Annotated in this window: 16 protein-coding genes; 9 read left to right on the top strand and 7 right to left on the bottom strand. The window is 71.9% G+C overall.

All coding sequences use genetic code 11. The features are described from left to right. Positions 1 to 237 precede the first annotated feature (237 nt). The gene (locus M8542_RS16580; RefSeq protein WP_257921052.1) at positions 238 to 1,452 is read right to left on the bottom strand and encodes a DUF2079 domain-containing protein; all 1,215 of its coding nucleotides are present in this window, start codon (positions 1,450 to 1,452) and stop codon (positions 238 to 240) included. Positions 1,453 to 1,595: 143 nt separating this feature from the next. Continuing rightward, positions 1,596 to 2,921 carry a sensor histidine kinase gene (locus M8542_RS16575; RefSeq protein ID WP_257921051.1) on the bottom strand — a complete coding sequence of 442 codons (1,326 nt, stop codon included), beginning with the start codon at positions 2,919 to 2,921 and terminating at the stop codon, positions 1,596 to 1,598. Positions 2,922 to 2,973: 52 nt separating this feature from the next. On the opposite strand from M8542_RS16575, the gene M8542_RS16570 reads away from it, so the two are divergent. Continuing rightward, entirely contained in the window at positions 2,974 to 3,816 is an 843-nt protein-coding gene (locus tag M8542_RS16570) for a maleylpyruvate isomerase N-terminal domain-containing protein (protein WP_257921050.1), read from the top strand. On the opposite strand, the gene M8542_RS16565 is transcribed toward M8542_RS16570, so the two are convergent. Further along, on the bottom strand, positions 3,813 to 4,388 hold the full coding sequence (locus tag M8542_RS16565; protein WP_257921049.1) for a dihydrofolate reductase family protein: 576 nt from the start codon (positions 4,386 to 4,388) through the stop codon (positions 3,813 to 3,815). The genes M8542_RS16570 and M8542_RS16565 overlap by 4 nt on opposite strands. A gap of 25 nt (positions 4,389 to 4,413) precedes the next feature. After that, positions 4,414 to 5,394: a small ribosomal subunit Rsm22 family protein gene (locus M8542_RS16560; RefSeq protein ID WP_257921048.1), complete on the bottom strand. Its 981-nt coding sequence runs from the start codon at positions 5,392 to 5,394 to the stop codon at positions 4,414 to 4,416. A 190-nt stretch (positions 5,395 to 5,584) separates the two neighbouring features. On the opposite strand from M8542_RS16560, the gene M8542_RS16555 reads away from it, so the two are divergent. Genes M8542_RS16555 through M8542_RS16540 form a run of 4 tightly spaced genes read left to right on the top strand, consistent with a single transcriptional unit; the run spans position 5,585 to position 8,434 of the window. Beyond that, positions 5,585 to 6,007 carry a YciI family protein gene (locus M8542_RS16555; RefSeq protein ID WP_257921047.1) on the top strand — a complete coding sequence of 141 codons (423 nt, stop codon included), beginning with the start codon at positions 5,585 to 5,587 and terminating at the stop codon, positions 6,005 to 6,007. Then, positions 6,007 to 6,357, top strand: coding sequence for a YciI family protein (locus M8542_RS16550; protein WP_257921046.1), 351 nt, complete (start codon positions 6,007 to 6,009; stop codon positions 6,355 to 6,357). The genes M8542_RS16555 and M8542_RS16550 overlap by 1 nt, the downstream gene beginning before the upstream one ends. Positions 6,358 to 6,396: 39 nt before the next feature. Beyond that, positions 6,397 to 7,662 (top strand): RNA polymerase sigma factor, encoded by a 1,266-nt coding sequence (locus M8542_RS16545; protein ID WP_257921045.1) that lies wholly within the window; start codon positions 6,397 to 6,399, stop codon positions 7,660 to 7,662. 4 nt (positions 7,663 to 7,666) lie between these two features. Further along, positions 7,667 to 8,434, top strand: a complete 768-nt coding sequence (locus tag M8542_RS16540; RefSeq protein ID WP_257921044.1) for a hypothetical protein — start codon at positions 7,667 to 7,669, stop codon at positions 8,432 to 8,434. Here M8542_RS16540 and M8542_RS16535 read toward each other — a convergent pair. Genes M8542_RS16535 through M8542_RS16525 form a run of 3 tightly spaced genes read right to left on the bottom strand, consistent with a single transcriptional unit; the run spans position 8,431 to position 11,460 of the window. Then, positions 8,431 to 8,985, bottom strand: a complete 555-nt coding sequence (locus M8542_RS16535; protein WP_257921043.1) for an HD domain-containing protein — start codon at positions 8,983 to 8,985, stop codon at positions 8,431 to 8,433. The genes M8542_RS16540 and M8542_RS16535 overlap by 4 nt on opposite strands. Before the next feature lie 10 nt (positions 8,986 to 8,995). After that, positions 8,996 to 10,678 carry an L-lactate permease gene (locus tag M8542_RS16530; protein ID WP_257921042.1) on the bottom strand — a complete coding sequence of 561 codons (1,683 nt, stop codon included), beginning with the start codon at positions 10,676 to 10,678 and terminating at the stop codon, positions 8,996 to 8,998. Further along, positions 10,675 to 11,460, bottom strand: coding sequence for an IclR family transcriptional regulator (locus M8542_RS16525; protein WP_257921041.1), 786 nt, complete (start codon positions 11,458 to 11,460; stop codon positions 10,675 to 10,677). The genes M8542_RS16530 and M8542_RS16525 overlap by 4 nt, the downstream gene beginning before the upstream one ends. A gap of 725 nt (positions 11,461 to 12,185) precedes the next feature. Here M8542_RS16525 and M8542_RS16520 point away from each other — a divergent pair. The 4 genes from M8542_RS16520 (at position 12,186) to M8542_RS16505 (ending at position 16,351) form a co-directional block, all read left to right on the top strand. After that, positions 12,186 to 13,415, top strand: a complete 1,230-nt coding sequence (locus tag M8542_RS16520; RefSeq protein WP_257921040.1) for a MurT ligase domain-containing protein — start codon at positions 12,186 to 12,188, stop codon at positions 13,413 to 13,415. Further along, positions 13,408 to 14,118, top strand: coding sequence for a type 1 glutamine amidotransferase (locus tag M8542_RS16515; RefSeq protein WP_257921039.1), 711 nt, complete (start codon positions 13,408 to 13,410; stop codon positions 14,116 to 14,118). Before M8542_RS16520 ends, M8542_RS16515 begins: the two co-directional genes overlap by 8 nt. A 200-nt stretch (positions 14,119 to 14,318) precedes the next feature. Continuing rightward, positions 14,319 to 15,671 carry a sensor histidine kinase gene (locus M8542_RS16510; protein WP_257921038.1) on the top strand — a complete coding sequence of 451 codons (1,353 nt, stop codon included), beginning with the start codon at positions 14,319 to 14,321 and terminating at the stop codon, positions 15,669 to 15,671. Beyond that, positions 15,671 to 16,351 (top strand): response regulator transcription factor, encoded by a 681-nt coding sequence (locus tag M8542_RS16505; RefSeq protein WP_257921037.1) that lies wholly within the window; start codon positions 15,671 to 15,673, stop codon positions 16,349 to 16,351. The genes M8542_RS16510 and M8542_RS16505 overlap by 1 nt, the downstream gene beginning before the upstream one ends. Positions 16,352 to 16,535 lie beyond the last annotated feature (184 nt).

Below are 16,535 nucleotides of genomic sequence, written 5' to 3'. Positions count from 1 at the left end.
GCCCCCCCCCCCCCCCCCCCCCCCCCCCGGGGGGGGGGGGGGGGGGGCCCCCCCCCCGGGGGGGGGGGGGGGCCCCCCCCCCCCCCCACGCCACATTGGGGCGCTTGAGGGTCGGGATCACTCGATCGGGTGAAGCGGGGGGCCGCGCGTCATTCCTGGCGTGTGGCCCCCTCTTTCTTCGTGCGGCGGTAACCGGCCGGCACGCCCCCCGACTGGCCGGTTACCGCTGCGGTCCTTCTACGCACGGTGGAGCAGCACGACGGCGTCCGTCCCGTCGACGCGCAGGTACCCCGTGCGCTCCAGCTCCGCCTCCGCGAAAGCCTTCGACTCCAGCGTCGTCGGCCACGACTGTTCCGGGCGCGCCACCACCACCCACTCCGGCCGCGAGCGCGTCACGCCGTCGAAGAACAGCACCGTGCAGCGGGACGTCAGCCGCGGGGCCAGCCGGTTGGACGCCAGCACCGTCGCGCCGTCCGGGATGCGGGCCAGCACTCTGTCGACGCCCGCCCGCTGCGACGGCGTCCAGACCCCGCTGGTCAGGTGCGCCGCCTGCAGGCCCAGCGAAGCCAGCCCGGCGACCAGGGCACACGCGGGCAGCCACCGGCTGACCCGCCGGGCGCCGTGGAGGCCCGCGAGGAACACCACCGGCATCAGCACCGCGCTGTAGTGGTAGCCCATGCCCCAGTAGCGGTCGTTCGCCGAGACCAGCCGCCAAAGCAGCGTCGGCACCGCCAGCAGCAGCACCGGCGACCGCAGCGCCGCGAACGCCGTCGGCGCCACCAGCGCGAGCAGCATCGACACCTTCACGATCGCACCGCCGAACGGGTCGAAGCCACCGCTGTGCGCGTACCCGCCCGAAGGGTTCAGCGCCGGCAACACGACCAGGAACAGCAGCGCGGAGCAGGCAACCCCGAAGACGATCACCGCCCAGCCGAGCCGCCGCTGCCGGTTGAGCACCAGCACGACGCCGACCGCGGCGAGCGTCAGCGGCAGGTCCTCCTTCACCAGCACCAGCGGCAACGCGCACCAAACCGCGGCGCGCCAACGTTCACGCAGCAGGTGTTCCGCGGCGAACGCGAGCATCGGCACGGCGAAGCAGACCTCGTGGAAGTCGAAGTTCACCGCCGACAGCAGGCCCCACGACAGCACGTACCCGACGCCCACGACCACGCCACGGCGAGTGCCGAGCACACGGGACGCGCACCGCGTCACCGGCACGGCCGACAGCGCGAACAGAAAAGCCTGCGCCACCAGCAGGCACGCCGGCGACGGCCAGAGCCGGTAGAGGGGCGCGAGCAGCGCCAGGATCGGGTGGAAGTGGTCGCCGAGCGTCGGGAAGCCCGGGCCGAGCAGGTCCGACACCGGCCAGTGCCCGTGCGCGTAGGACCGCACCGCCTGTTCGAAGATCCCCAGGTCGAACCCGCTCGCGTCGAACGTCCGCAGCCGTTGCAACGACCAAGCGGAATAGCCAACGAAAGCGACTGCGGCGACGGGGACCGCCTGAGTGCGCGCCCGAGCCGGCGCGAAGTCGATCAGCACGGCGGGATGCTCGTGCGGCCACGCTGAACCGGACCTTAAGCGAGCTGAAGAAGCCTTCAGGCAAGCGGCAGGCGAAGCTCCAGCCGAGCGCCGGCCGCGCTCTCGGCGACGCGCAGCGTGCCGCCGTGCGCCCGCGCGATCTCCGCCGCGATCGCCAAGCCCAACCCGGAACCGCCGTCGTCTTCGCGGGCCCGGTCGTCGTCGAGCCGCACGAACCGGTCGAAGACGCGCTCGCGCTCCTCGGCCGGGATGCCCGGGCCGTCGTCTTCGACGGTCAGCACGCCTTCGCCGTCGAGTGCGGTCAGGGTGATCAGCACGCGGCTCTTCGCGTGGCGTTCGGCGTTGTCGACGAGGTTGCGCAGCACCCGCTCCAGCCGGCCGGCATGGCCGCGCACCACCGGTGCCGCTTCGATGCTCACCTCGATGCCGTCACCAGGGACTCGCGCGGCGACGTGCTCGGTCACGACGTCGGCCAGCGCCACCCGGTCGTGCCCGGCCGGCTGGTCCGCGTCCAGCTTGCTGAGCAGCAGCAGGTCGCCGGCCAGCGTCTCCATCCGCGTCACGTCGAGGACGGCGTTTTCGCAGCTGCGGCGCCAGTCCAGCCGGTCCGGGTGGGCGAGCTGCACCTCGAGCTGGGTGCGCAGCGACGCCAGCGGCGTGCGCAGTTCGTGCGACGCGTCCGCGGTGAACTGGCTCTGCCGTCGCACCGACCGGTCGAGCCGGGCCAGCATCGCGTTCATCGTCACGGCCAGTTCGGTGATCTCGTCGCCGGAGTCCGGCACCGGCACGCGGCGGCCGAGGTCACCCGCGCGCACGCCGTCGACCTCGGCGCGGATCGCGCCCACCGCGCGCAGTGAGCGCCGGACGGCGAACCAGGCGACCCCGCCGACGAGCAGCGCGGCCGCCGGCACGCCGCCCCACAGGATCCGCTCGGCGGTGGCGACGGTTTCGAGGCCGACCGGGTCGATCGGCACCGTCGCCTGAACGAAGTGCTTCCCGTCCAGGGTGCCGGACTGCGACAGGACGGTGTCGGCACCGCCGAAGGGCCAGCCGAGCACGCAGTCCGGCCCGTAGACCACGGCCTGGCCGACGGTCGTGCCGGTGTTCCCGGGGTCGTCCGGGCAGCCGGAGCTCTTGTCGGGGCCGATCCGGTAACCGGCGTAGTCGAGCTGCCTGGCGACGTCGACGGGCTTGACCCCGGCGTCGAGCAGGCCGGCGACCGCGCGGGCCTTCTCGCTCGCGAGCTGGTTCGCGGAGCTTTCGAGGTCGCTTCGCAGCGCCTGGACGAACCAGTACGACCCGAGGCCGAGGACGAGCGCCGCGGCGAGCGCGGCGAAGAGGGCGACCCGCCACCGGGTCGACCGGGGCAGGAGCCGGGCCATGTGCCGCAGCTTAGGAGATCCGGGGCGGCGTTCCGCTGGCTACGGTCGACCCATGACGATCGCACTCGCGCAGTGGCAAGCGGTCCGGGCAGCCTTCGCCGAGGCCGGCGAGCGCTTCGCCACCGTCGTCGAGAACGCGCCGGACCCGCACGCGAAGGCCATCGGGAAGTGGTCGATCGTCGAGACGGCGGCGCACGTCGGCTGGATCGCCCTCGTCTACACGGCCCTGATCAAGGACGACGGCGGCCCGCTGCCGCTGCCGGAGCTGACCGAGCCGATCGCCACGTCCACCATCGAGACGGTCGAGGCGACGAACGAGATCGCGCAGCGGGTCTACCCCGAACGCGACCCGCACCGGCTGGCGGAGCGGCTGCGCGCGGACGTCGCGGAGGTGCTGGCGGTCAGCCGCGACTACGACGCCGGGCGGCTCGCGACGTGGCTGGGCGGCAGCCGGGTGCCGGTGCCGGGCATGCTCGCGCACCTGCTCAACGAGATGCTGATCCACGGCCGCGACATCGCCCGCGTGACCGGCCGGCCGTGGTCGATCGACCCGGCGCACTCGGCGATGTTCATGGAGCTGTTCTTCGTCGGCATCGTCCGCAACGACCTCGGCCGGCTCCTCGACGACGCCGTGCCGTCGCCGCGGCGGATCACCGCGGAGTTCCGGTCGCCGCACCTGAAGCCGGTGATGCTGGTGCTGCACGAACGCACCCTGAGCGCGACGGAACCCGACGGCCGCGCGGACATCCGCCTGACGTTCGACCCGGCGGTGCTGGTGCTGATGATGTTCGGCCGCGTCGGCAAGGCCAGGGCGGTGCTGAGCGGCGGAGTCCGCCTCGGCGGCCGGCGGCCGTGGCTGCTGCCGGCCTTCCTGCGGACGGTGAAGATGCCCTAGCGCAGCACGCGGAACGTCAGGTGCGTCGCGTTCGGCGTCTCGGCCACCGCGGTGCGTTCGAGGCGGACGTGCGCGCCGACCTCGGCGTCGAAGAGGCGGACTCCGGCGCCGAACAGCAGCGGGACCACGTGCAGGCGCAGCTCGTCGACCAGGCCGGCCAGCAGGTACTGCCGCAGGGTCGTGCCGCCGCCCATCAGCACGACGTTGTCCTCGCCGGCCGCGGCCCGTGCTTGCCGCAGCGCGCTTTCCGGGCCGTCGGTGACGAAGGTGAACGTCGTCGGGCCCTTCACCACCGGCTCGTGCGGCCGGTTCGTCACGACGAAGACCGGCTTCTTGAACGTGCCGTCGTCACCCCACGGATCGACGCCGACGTCGAACATCGTGCGCCCGACGACGAACGCGCCGGTGCCGTCGAAGAGCCGGGCACTCACCTCGGTGTCGGCGTCGGAGCCCTCGAACATCCATTCGTGCAGCAGGTCGCCGTCCTTGCCGAGCCGGTGTTCGGCGCTGGTGTCCGGCCCGGCCACGATCCCGTCGGCCGACATGCTGATCTCCGCGATGACCTTCCCCATGGCGGATCACCCTGCCACGGCGGGATCAGTTCGTCGACCAGCTGTCGCCCCATTCGGCGTCGCGGGCCGCGCGGTACTTCGGGCCCTGTTTCTTCGACACGGCCACGCCGGGCTTGAGCCCGTCGGTGGTGCAGAGGTCGAGCGCGACCCAGCCCTTGTGCTTCTTGGGGTGCCGGATGATCCGCGCGTCCGGCCGCTCCGGCGCCTGCCGCGAAGCGACGACGTACGCGAACTTCTCGTCCTCGAAGCCGAGCGTGCCCGCCTTGAGCCGGCGGTGCAGGCCCGAGCGCGGCAGCCGCGCGGCGAAGTGGCACCAGTCCGCACCGGCCACGATCGGGCACGCGCCGTCGTGCGGGCACGGCGCGACGACGTGCAGGCCGAGTTCGACCAGCTCGGCGCGCGCGGCCCGGATCCGTTCGAAGCCCGCGGGGGTGCCCGGCTCGATCAGCGCGACCGTCCCGGCCTTCGCGGCCAGCCACCGCACGACGTCGGGGCGGCCGGCTTCGGGCAGCTCGCCGAGTACGTAGGACAGCGTGACGAGGTCCGCTTCCGGCGTGGGCCCGGCGGGATCGACGAGCCCCCGCCGCCACTGCGTGTCCCGGACGGCGGCGTGCCCGGCACCGGCGGCCAGCCGCTTCCCGAGCCCGATGGCCCCGGCGACCTGCTCGAGCACGGTGCACTGGGCGAGCGACGGCCAGACTTCCGCGGCCGCCCACACCGCGGCCCCGGTGCCCCCGCCGACATCGATCTGAGTCCTCGGCGCGAAGCCGGGAGCGCGCGAAGCGGCTTCGGCGAGCACAGCGTGTACGGCGGCGAAGGTGGCCGGCATCCGGTAGCCGGCGTACGCGGCGACGTCGACTTCGGAGCCGAGGATCGGCGAAGTGGCGGCGTCACCTTGGCGGTAGCGCGCGCTGAGCCGGTCGACGGACTGGGTGAGCCGCGCCAAGGGGTGCTTGCCGAGCTCGTCGTCGAGCGCGGAGGAGAGATCGTCGGGAAGAACCGCCACGACGGCAGGTTAGCCGGTGCGCCTCGCGGCAGGCCGCTTACCGGCCCGCTCGCGCATCCCCGCCCGAAATGTCCGCCCGAAGCCGTCCTGAGCTGCTACTTTTCCCGCGCCAAAACTTTTTCCGGCTGGCTGTCGATCCGGCGCCGGGCCGTTCGACGCGTAGGCAGGACACGACCGAAGGGAGACCGCGATGCGGTTCATGGTGATCGTCAAGACGAACGAGGGCGCCGAGACCCAGGGCCCCAGCACCGAGCTGCTCGCCGAGATGGCGAAGTTCAACGAAGAGATGGTCAAGGCCGGCGTCCTGCTCGCCGGTGAAGGCCTCGCGCCCAGCTCGGAAGGCGCGCGGGTGGTCTTCGACGGCAAGTCGGCGCCCAGCGTCGTCGACGGGCCGTTCACCGAGTCGAAGGAGCTCGTCGGCGGCTTCTGGATCCTGCAGTGCCGGGACCGCGAAGAGTGCGTCGAGTGGATCAAGCGGATGCCGAACCCCGAGGGCGAACGCGGCGAGGTCGAGATCCGGCGCGTCGCCGAGGCGGCCGACTTCGAGAACATGACCCCCGAGATCGCCGAGCTCGAAGGGCGGCTTCGCGCGCAGAGCGCCGGGGAGGCGTGATGCGCTTCCTCGTGATGGTGAAGGCCAGCCCGGAGTCCGAGGCGGCCGGGTACCAGCCCGGCGCCGAAGAGCTGGCCGAGATGTCGAAGTTCAACGAGCGGCTGCTCGACGAGGGCCGGATCGTGCTCGCCGAAGGCCTCACGGCGAGCTCGGACGGCGTGCGCGTGCTCTTCGAAGGCCACGCCGAGCCGAAGGTCATCGACGGGCCGTTCGCCGAGACGAAGGAGCTCGTCGCCGGGTTCTGGGTGCTCAACGGCGAATCACTCGAGGACGTCGTCGCGCTGATGCGGCAGGCGCCGAACCCCGAGGCCAAGGGTGGTGTCATCGAGATCCGCGCGATCGCCGGGTAGTGGGTTGCACCGCGGCCGATCACCCTGTCGAATGGCCGGGTGACGGTTGCGGACGCCCGAAGAACGGTCGAAACGGTCTGGCGGATCGAGTCGCCGCGGCTCATCGCGGGCCTGGCCCGGATGGCTCGCGGCGACGTCGGGCTGGCCGAAGAGCTGGCGCAGGACGCGCTGGTCGCGGCGCTGGAGCAGTGGCCGGAGTCCGGCGTGCCGCGCAACCCCGGCGCGTGGCTGATGACCATCGCCAAGCGCCGCGCGGTCGATCAGTTCCGCCGCAACGAGCGGTACGCGGAGAAGCTCGAAGAGGTCGGCCGGGGCCAGCAGGTCGGCGAGGGCGTGCTGCCCGACTTCGACGCGGGCCTCGACGACCACATCGAGGACGACCTGCTGCGCCTGGTGTTCGTCGCCTGCCACCCGGTGCTCAACACCCAGGCCCGGGTCGCGCTGACGTTGCGCATGCTCGGCGGCCTGACGACCGACGAGATCGCACGCGCCTTCCTGGTCCGCGAATCGACGATCGCGCAACGGATCGTCCGCGCGAAGAAGGCCCTCGCGGCGGCGAAGGTCCCGTTCGAGGTCCCGGAGGGCGACGAGCGCGTCGCGCGGCTGTCGTCCGTGCTCGAGGTCATCTACCTGGTGTTCAACGAGGGCTATTCGGCCACCCGCGGCGACGACTGGATGCGCCCGGCGCTGTGCGAGGAGGCGATGCGCCTCGGCCGCGTGCTGGCCGGCCTGATGCCGGGCGAGTCCGAGGTGCACGGGCTGGTCGCGCTGATGGAGCTGCAATCGTCGCGCGCGAAGGCCCGCACGGGCCCGAACGGCGAGCCGGTGCTCCTGCTCGACCAGGACCGCTCACGCTGGGACAGGCTGCTGATCCAGCACGGCTTGGCGGCCCTGACGCTGTCGGAGCAGATCGCGGAGGGCGCGTACGGCCCGTACTCGGCCCAGGCGGCGATCGCGGCTTGCCACGCGCGAGCGCGTCACGCGGACGAGACGGACTGGTCCCGCATCGCGGCGCTGTACGAGGGTCTGGGCAAGCTCCAGCCGTCACCAGTGATCGAGCTGAACCGCGGAGTGGCGGTGGCGATGGCGTACGGCCCCGGCGCGGGCCTGGCGGTGGTCGACGCGGTGGCCGGCGAACCGGCGCTGAAGGACTACCACCTGCTCCCGAGCGTCCGCGGAGATCTGCTGCAGAAGCTCGGGCGGCTCGAGGAGGCGGAGCAGGAGTTCAGACGGGCGGCGGAGATGACGGAGAACGCGCGGGAGCGGGCGCTGCTGCTCGACCGCGCGACGGCGGTGGGCCGGTAGGGCTGTGCTCGCGTCCCTGCTGCCGGGCTTCCGGGACGTCCGTAGCGCGCTGGTGGCGGGCTACATGTGGTTCTGCGCCGGCTGGCTGCTGATCGGCCACCACGCCCGGCCGTCGACCGGGTTGTTGGGGAAGCCGGCGCGGGAGCTGCTGGCGTTGTTCGGGACTGGTGGTCGGCTCGCCGCGATCAGCGTGCTGTGCCTGCTGATCGGCGAGGTGACGGGCAGCCTGGTCCAGGCAACCTTCTTCCGGATCAGCTACGGCTACCTGCGGCGGCTCACCACAGCTGACCTCGACAGTCGACCGCGGGGGTTGCGAGGGTTGTTCCGACCGTTGAGTGGCCGAGCTGTCTCCCGAGTACGTGACCGTGCACGCGAAAATGAACGGCGGCATCAAGAGGCGGAAGCTTCCGAGGCCAGTCCGCGCGGCGTCATCGACTACGAGGTCGATCGGAGGGCGCTAGGCGCGGTGCGCGAGGTGTTGCACTTGTCGCCGCGCCTGATAGTCGCGAAGCCCGAGCTGTACGCGGAATTCAGTCGCATCAAATCGGAGAGTGAGTTCCGAGATGCGATCTTGTTCCCGTTGCCGGTGCTCGCCGTCGCGGTGTGCGTGAATCTGGCCGCACCGACGTGGCTTCAAGCGCTCCTCATCGCTGCGACCCTGCTTGCCGATGTCTACCTGTTCACACAGTCGCGGAAGCAGTTCCGCGAGGCGCACAGCTTGATCGCGCACACCATCGCTGACGGAACCATCAGTTCCGCGGCGTTCGACTAACGCCCCCGCCAAGACAGCGGTGACAGCGTCAACGCCGCCGCCGCGATCTTCCGCGCCGTCTCCGTCTTCAGGCCCTTCCGCGCCGACTCGATCCACTCGTCCACCGGCCGCACCCCGACGTCCCGGTACTCCAACGCCTGCAACAACATCTCCAGCTTGTCCGCATCCTTCGCGCACAACGCCTCCGCCGACGACCGCGTCTCGTACTCGTCGACCGCCGAGCGCACCAGCTCACGCGACCGCGAGGGCAGCGAAGCCGTCTGGTCCGCCGTGATCTCCCGCGGCTCCGGCTTCTTCAAGTACTCCACAGCCGTCAGCGGCAGGTCGCCCGTCCGGGTCTCCTGCGTGTCGTGCCACAGCGCGAGGAACGCCGCCCGCTCCGGGGCGGCGCCCTCCTCCGCCGCGATCAACGCCGCCAGCTGGGCCGCGCGCAGGCTGTGCTCGCCGACCGACTCCGGGTCGCGGACGCCCGCGTGCCACCAGCCCGAGCGCCGGATGCGCTTCAGCAGGCCCAGTTCGTACCCGAAGGACGCAAGCGACTCACCACTCATGCCGCCCAGCCTAGGGCGACGGGATCATCGCCGTCAGGATCGTCGCCTGCAGCAGGGAGATCACGCCGACCACCGCGGTCAGCAGCAGCGACCACAGGAACGTCTGCCGCAGCAACGACCCCTCCTTGCCGCTCTGGCCGATCGCCGTCGCGCCGATCGAGAGGTTCTGCGGTGAGATCATCTTGCCCATCACGCCGCCGGACGTGTTCGTCGCGCCCGCCAGGATCGGGTTCAGGTTCAGCTGCTGCGCCGAAATCACCTGCATCGGGCCGAACAGGCTGTTCGTCGACGCGTCCGAGCCGGTCAGGAACACACCCAGCCAGCCGATGTACGCCGAGAACAGCGGGAAGACCGCGCCCGTCGTCGCCAGGGCCAGGCCCAGCGTCTGCGTCGCGCCCGAGTAGTTCATCACGAACGCGATCGCCAGGATCATGAAGATCGTCGCGAGCGCCCAGCGCATCTGGACCAGCGTCTGCCGGTACGTCTTGACCAGCAGCCCCGCCCGGCCACCCATCGCGAACCCGGCGATCACCGCCGCGATCAGCGCCACCGTGCCCGGGGAGAACAGGAAGTCCACGGTGAACGTCGCCGCGTAGGGCGCGTTCTTCGCCGTGATCGGCGGGTGCTGGACGACGTGGTTGTGCAGCCCCGGCCAGGCGAACACCCAGTCCGCCTTGTGCAGCAGCTTCGTCAGGTCCAGCCAGGCCGGCAGGTTCTTGAAGATCGTCCCGATCCGCGACAGGAAGATCGCCAGGATCAGGATGATGTACGGCGTCCACGCATACAGCGCGCCGCGCTCGGATTTCACCGCGGTCGAGACAGCGCTTTCTTCACCGTCGAAGCGCCACACCGACGCGGGCTGCCAGAACCGCGTCAGGATCCACAGCGCGGCCATCGCGGTGAGCGCGGCGAGGACGTCGACCAGGCTGGCGCTGATGTAGTTCGACGCGACGAACTGCATGGCCGCGAACGCGAGCCCGGCGGTCAGCACGGCCGGCCACACCTCGAGCATGCGCTTCCAGCCGGCCAGGACGACCACCAGGAACCCGGGGATGATCAGCGCCAGCACCGGCACCTGCCGCCCGACCGCGGCCGAGAACAGCTCGGTCGCCTGGTCGGGCTTGAGGTGCATGATCGGCGCGGTCAGCCGGCCGAGCACGATCAGCGGGTTGCCGAGCCCGCCGAACGCCACCGGCGCGGTGTTCGCCAGCAGCGCCAGCACGACGGCCTTCACCGGCGGGAAGCCGAGCGCGGCCATCATCGCCGCGGTGATCGCGATCGGCGACCCGCCACCCGCGACGCCTTCGAGCAGCGCGCCGAACCCGAACGCGATGAGCAGCGCCTGCAGCCGCCGGTCCTCGCTGAACCCGGCGAGCACGCGCTTGATGCTGTCGAACCGGCCGGTGGCGACCGTGACGTTGTGGAAGTACACGGCGTGGAAGGCGATCCAGGCCACCGACCACACGCCGAACAGCACACCCATCGCGGCGGAGTCGAACGCCAGCGCGGCCGGCATCCGGTACAGCAGCAGGGCGACGCCGAGCGCGGTGACCAGCGCGAGCGCCGCGGAGAGGTGCGCGGAGAGGCGGACCACGCCGAGCGCGACCAGCAGCACGATGATCGGCAGCGCGGCGAGCAGCGCCGAGACCCACAGGCCACCGGCCGGCTGGTAGTCCTGGAGCCAGGTGGTCATACCCGTTGCCCCCGGACGTAGCCGAGCCGCAGCGACAGCGCGGCGGCGGTCCCGGCCACCGAGGCGCCGAGCTCGTCGAGCCGCCGCAGGACGCGCGGCGCCGGCCCGGCGATGCTGATGGCGGCGATCGGCCGTCCGGAGTGGTCGCGCACGGCGGCGGCGACGCAGCCGACGTCGGGCTCGTTCTCGACTTCGTCGATCGCCCAGCCGCGCCGGCTGGTCTTCGCGAGCTCGTCGAGCAGCCGGTGCGGGTCGATGATCGTCTTGAGGGTCAAGGAGTCCAGCTTCATCCGGCGGACGCGCTCGGCGCGGTCGAGCTCGGGCAGGGCGGCGAGCCAGGCCTTCCCGAGCGACGTCGCGTGCTGCGGCCGCCGGGTCCCGAGCCGGCACGCGAGGGTGACGGCGCTGGCACTGCGTTCGGTGGCGACGTAGACCATGGTGTCGTTGTCGGGAACGGCGAGGTAGGTGGTCTCCCCGGACCGTTCGGCGAGCGACGCGAGGTACCGCGGCGCACACCGGTGCAGATCGGTGGCGGCCATGGCCCGCGCCCCGAGCTCGACGAGCCGCGTCCCGAGCCGCACCCGGCCGGTGACCTGGTCGGCTTCGAGGTACTCGAGGTTTTTCAGGGTGCCGACGATGCGGTACGCGGCACTGCGGGAAAGTCCCAGTTGCCGCGCGATCGCATTGGTGGAAATCTCCTGGTGCCGACCCACGTGCTCGAGCACCGCGAGTCCGCGTTCGAGGGTGCCGCTCTGTTCCAGCCCGCGCTGCTCCGGTACCACGTTGCCCTCCGTTGGACGTTCCCGGTTTCCACTCAGCGGTACGCATTTCCGCTGGGTGGGGTTGGACGTTAACACCTCCGATGTATGTGCGGAAGATCTTGAAACGTCTCAGAAGAAGTCCGGGAGAATGCGGTTACTTGCGGAGGCTAATTGGTACAACCTCCGATGGTTAAGTTCCCTACCTATGGCGGTTGTGCTGGTGGCGGCTTGGTCGTTCGACAAGTTCGATGGTTGTTCGATTCATGTCCGTGAATGGGTTGTGAAGGGGCTGAAGGGGTTGTCAACAGGGCGGTCGTAATGTGGACAATTCGGCGCGGGTGGCGGCGTTTCGCCGTTTCCGTCGGAGGGGGGCGATACGCTGGAACTGGGCAGCCCCCCAGGAGAGGGCGGGGGTGGGGTTGCCGGGCTGCTTCTCCGACAGCTGCTCCTGCGTCCGCCGGCCCAAAGTGGGCCGCTGGGCGGATCCCGTCTGGACTCGAGCCAACTCCTGAACACTCAGGTGTTGCGACAACCAGAGAAACCGCCAAGCGGCGGGCAGTGCTCGCTGCCTACGTCCGGCGACCATCGGCGCTTCCGCTGCGTGTGCGCGGGTCGACGATGCTGTGGACCCGCTGTCGTCCAGTGTCGTGAAGGGCTTGTTCTTGCGCGGCCACCGAGCGGCGCGCCGGGAGGTCTGGGTCACGGACTCAGGGTCCTCACAGCGCCGCCCGAGCACCATCCAGCCGATGAGCGTCCGAAGCCCCCTCCGCACCCGTGCCTCCGTCGCCGCCGGGCGCGCTACCGCCTGGCTTTCCCGCAGTGCCGGCCTCGGCCGGGGTGGGGTCATCGGGGGCCGCGTCGCGCTCGCGCTCGATCCGCGGGCCCTTCGGCGGCTTGGGCAGGAACGGACCGTCGTGCTCGTCACCGGCACCAACGGCAAAACCACCACCGCCCGGATGCTCACCCGGGCCCTCGAAGCACTCGCCGAGGTCGCCGCCAACAGCGACGGCGCCAACATGCCCGACGGCGTCCTCGCCGCGCTCGCCGCGAGCCCCGAAGCGCCGTACGCCGTGCTCGAAGTCGACGAGACCTACCTGCCCTGGGTTGCCGAACAGCTCACGCCCGCCGTGCTCGTGCTGCTCAACCTCAGCCGCGATCAGCTCGACCGCGTCGGCGAAGTGCGGGCGACCGAACGTGAGTTGCGGGCCGCGATCGCCAGTCATCCCGAAACCACGATTGTCGCCAATTGTGACGACGTTCTCGTCACCTCCGCCGCCACCGGAGCGAAAAGGCCCGTGTGGGTCGCCGCCGGGCGGCGGTGGACCGGGGACTCCACCGCCTGTCCGCGCTGCGACGGGCTCGTCGAAACCGCGAAAGACCACTGGCGCTGCGCCTGCGGCCTTGCCCGCCCCGAACCCACCTGGATCCTCGACGGCGACCTCGTCCGCACGCCCGGCGGCCGGCACGTCGACCTCGACCTGCGGCTGCCGGGCGACGCCAACCGCGCGAACGCCGCCCTCGCGCTCGCCGCCGCGCACCGGGTCGGCGTGCCGCCGCACACCGCCGCCGCGCGGCTGCGGACCATCACCGACATCGGCGGCCGCTACCGTACGATCCGCCGGTCGCGCCACCACGTGCGGCTGATGCTCGCGAAGAACCCGGCCGGCTGGGTCGAAACGCTCCGCGTGCTCGACGAGGACACCCCGGTCGTCGTCGCGGTCAACGCCCAGGAGGCCGACGGCCGCGACCTGTCCTGGCTCTGGGACGTCCACTTCGAGCGCCTGCGCGGCCGCCAGGTCGTCGTCGCCGGCGAACGCGGCGCCGATCTCGCCGTGCGGCTCTGCTACGCCGAGGTCGCGCACTGGGCCGAGCCCGACCCGGTCGCCGCGATCGACGCGCTGCCGCCCGGCGGCGTCGAGCTCGTCGCGAACTACACCGCCTTTCGCGAGCTGGTCGGCAGGCTGCCCGGTGGCTGACTCGACCGTCCGCATCGGACTGCTGCTGCCCGAGGTGCTCGGCACCTACGGCGACACCGGCAACGCGCAGGTCCTGTGCCAGCGGCTGCGCTGGCGCCGGTTCGACGCCGAGGTCGTGCCGGTCGCGCTCGGCGAACCAGTTCCATCCACATTGGACATCTACCTGCTCGGCGGCGGCGAGGACGGCGCGCAGGCACTGGCCGCGGCCCACCTCCGCAAGCACCGGCGGGCGCTGGCGGGCGGCGTGGTCTTCGGCGTCTGCGCCGGGCTGCAGATCCTCGGCACCCGCTTCCGCGGCCTCGACGACGTCGAGCACGACGGCCTCGGCCTGCTCGACGTCCGCACCGCCCCCGGCCCGCGGCGGGCGGTCGCCGAGCTGGTCGCGACGTCGGCGGGCATCCTCGGCGACGCGCCGCTCACCGGCTTCGAGAACCACCTCGGCGTCACCGAGCTCGGCCCCGACAGCCGGCCGCTCGGGCAGGTCGTGCGCGGCACCGGCAACGGCGACGGCACCGAGGGCGCGGTCACCGGCCGGGTCGTCGGCACCTACCTGCACGGCCCGGCGCTCGCCCGCAACCCCGCCCTCGCGGACCTGCTCCTGGCGTGGACGGCCGGGCACCCGCTCGGCCCGCTGGAGCTGCCCGAGGTCGACCGCCTGCGCGTCGAGCGCCTCACGGCCACCCGCCGCCGCCGGACCCCATGAGCCCCGCCCGCCCCGCCGCTGTTGGCCGGCCGCCAGCGCCCCAATGTGGCCTTCGGTGCGTCAGACGCACCGAAGGCCACATTGGGTGCGTCAGACGCAACCAAGGCCACATTGGGGCGCTCGGGGCCGGTGGGAGCGGCGGGGGTCGTTACGCTGCGTTGGTGAAGGTGGGCAGGGTGATCGCCGCTACCGGGGTTCGGATGCGGACCACCGCGGTGGCCGTGTTCGCGCTCGCGCTGGCCATCGCGGCCGCCGGGGTCGTCGTGGTCTTCCTGCTGGAGGAGTCGCTCGACCGCAGTGTCACCGAGAGTGCCCGCAGCACCGGGCGGCAGGTCGCCATCCAGCTCGTCCGCGAAGGCGCCCGCGACCTGAGCGCCAGCGACGTCGCCAGCACCGGCGACACCGAGGCCGTCACCCAGGTGCTGAACTCCCGCGGCCTGCCGATCGCGAGCGACCCGGCCATCGTCGGGCACCCGGCGCTGACCGCCGCGCGCCCGGCCGTCGGTCACGAGACCATCGAGACCCTGCCGCTCGGCCTCAACGGCGACAGCGACGACTACCGCGTGGTGTCGCAGCAGGTGAACGGGCCGGGTGGGCCGTACACGGTCGTCTCGGCGCGCTCGCTCGAGCCGGTGACCGAGGCGTCCACGCGGCTGACGCTCCTGCTCGGCCTGATCGCCATCCCGCTGCTCGCGATCTCCGGCTTCGCCGTTTACCGCGCGGTCGGCTCGGCGCTGCGGCCGGTCGAGCGGATGCGCCGGACCGTCGCAGAAATCTCGACGCGCGACCTCGCTGCCCGCGTGGCGCTGCCGCCGGGTGGCGACGAGGTGCACCGGCTGGCCGTGACGCTCAACGAAATGCTCGGGCGGCTCGCCTCGGCGCAGGCGGCGCAACGCCGGTTCGTCGCCGACGCCAGCCACGAGCTGCGGTCGCCGCTCTCGACGATCAGCACCGCGCTCGACGTCTCCGGGCGGCACCCGGAAAGCACCGGCGACCTGGTGCCGGTGATCGGCCGCGAGACCGCGCGGCTGCGGGAGCTCGTCGACGACCTGCTCATGCTCGCCCGCACCGACGACACCACCGACCGGCCCTCGCGCACCGAGGTCGACCTCGACGACATCGTCCGCGCCGAAGCCGAGCGCGTCCGCGGCGAATGCGCGCTCGAAGTCGAGGTCCGGGCGGGGCCGGCGAAGGTGCGCGGCAGCGAGGCCCAGCTGCGGCGGGCCGTGCGCAACCTCGTCGACAACGCCCGCGGGCACGCGCGCTCGCACATCCGCGTCACCAGTTCGGTGCGCGGCGAGTTCGCGGTCGTCGAGGTGAGTGACGACGGCCCCGGTGTCGCGGAAGCCGATCGTGACCGGATCTTCGAGCGGTTCGTCCGGCTCGACGCGTCCCGCCAGCGCGAACACGGTGGCACCGGGCTCGGCCTGCCGATCGTGGCGGGCATCGCGGCCCGCCACGGCGGCCGGGCGCGCTACGCCGCGTCGGGGGAGCCGGGCGCGCGGTTCGTGCTCGAGCTGCCGGTGCTGGACCTGCCGGAGGAGGAGTCGTAGTGCGGTTGCTGATCGTGGAAGACGAACGCGAGTTCGCGGAGACGTTGCGCCGCGGGCTGGTCGCCGAGGGGTTCACCGCCGACGTCGCGCCGACCGGCCGGGAGGGCCTCTGGCGGGCGCTCGAGCACGAGTACGACGTGATCGTGCTCGACATCATGCTGCCCGAGCTGTCCGGCTACGAGGTGCTCAAACGCCTGCGGGCGGCCGAAAACTGGACGCCGGTGCTGATGCTCACCGCGAAGGACGGCGAGTACGACGAGGCCGACGCGTTCGACCTCGGCGCCGACGACTACCTCTCCAAGCCGTTCTCGTTCGTCGTCCTGATCGCCCGGCTGCGCGCGCTGCTGCGCCGAGGCGCGCCGGCCCGCCCCGCGGTCCTGGAGGCGGGCGACCTGAGGCTCGACCCGTCCGCCCGGACCGTCCACAGAGGACAGCAACGGATCGAGCTGACCGCGCGCGAGTTCGGGCTGCTGGAGTTCCTGTTGCGGCGGGCGGGCACCGCGCTGACGAAGAACGAGATTCTCGGCCACGTCTGGGACGCGCACTACGACGGCGACGAGAACGTCGTCGAGGTGTACATCGGGTACCTGCGGCGCAAGATCGACGCGCCGTTCGGCACCCGCACCATCGAGACGGTCCGCGGCGTCGGGTACCGGCTCGTGGACGTTACTCGATCGTAACCTCCGGCGGCGATTCGAGGAATTGGTTCCGCCGGGCGCGCGGTCGTTGCGCCATTCGCTCCCGCCCGCTGACGCAGAGAGCCCATTCGTTCCCGCGAACCGGTGAAAAATACCGTGCCGCGGCACATCTGCGGGCGGTTGTGCCCGTTGCTACGGTGGGCACCCAGCCGAGACCAGGAAAGCG

This window comes from Amycolatopsis iheyensis, assembly GCF_024703995.1.
In the GTDB taxonomy this organism is placed as follows: domain Bacteria; phylum Actinomycetota; class Actinomycetes; order Mycobacteriales; family Pseudonocardiaceae; genus Amycolatopsis; species Amycolatopsis iheyensis.
Note: the sequence above shows the minus strand (reverse complement) of the source record. Positions and strands in the feature narration are given on the sequence as shown.

What these genes read in the sequence shown, in the direction of transcription:
- M8542_RS16510 (WP_257921038.1), top strand. Translation starts at nt 14,319, where the DNA reads ATGCGGACCACCGCGGTGGCCGTGTTCGCGCTCGCGCTGGCCATCGCG.
- M8542_RS16555 (WP_257921047.1), top strand. Translation starts at nt 5,585, where the DNA reads ATGCGGTTCATGGTGATCGTCAAGACGAACGAGGGCGCCGAGACCCAG.
- M8542_RS16535 (WP_257921043.1), bottom strand. Translation starts at nt 8,985, where the DNA reads ATGAGTGGTGAGTCGCTTGCGTCCTTCGGGTACGAACTGGGCCTGCTG.
- M8542_RS16550 (WP_257921046.1), top strand. Translation starts at nt 6,007, where the DNA reads ATGCGCTTCCTCGTGATGGTGAAGGCCAGCCCGGAGTCCGAGGCGGCC.
- M8542_RS16530 (WP_257921042.1), bottom strand. Translation starts at nt 10,678, where the DNA reads ATGACCACCTGGCTCCAGGACTACCAGCCGGCCGGTGGCCTGTGGGTC.
- M8542_RS16565 (WP_257921049.1), bottom strand. Translation starts at nt 4,388, where the DNA reads ATGGGGAAGGTCATCGCGGAGATCAGCATGTCGGCCGACGGGATCGTG.
- M8542_RS16570 (WP_257921050.1), top strand. Translation starts at nt 2,974, where the DNA reads ATGACGATCGCACTCGCGCAGTGGCAAGCGGTCCGGGCAGCCTTCGCC.
- M8542_RS16575 (WP_257921051.1), bottom strand. Translation starts at nt 2,921, where the DNA reads ATGGCCCGGCTCCTGCCCCGGTCGACCCGGTGGCGGGTCGCCCTCTTC.
- M8542_RS16520 (WP_257921040.1), top strand. Translation starts at nt 12,186, where the DNA reads ATGAGCGTCCGAAGCCCCCTCCGCACCCGTGCCTCCGTCGCCGCCGGG.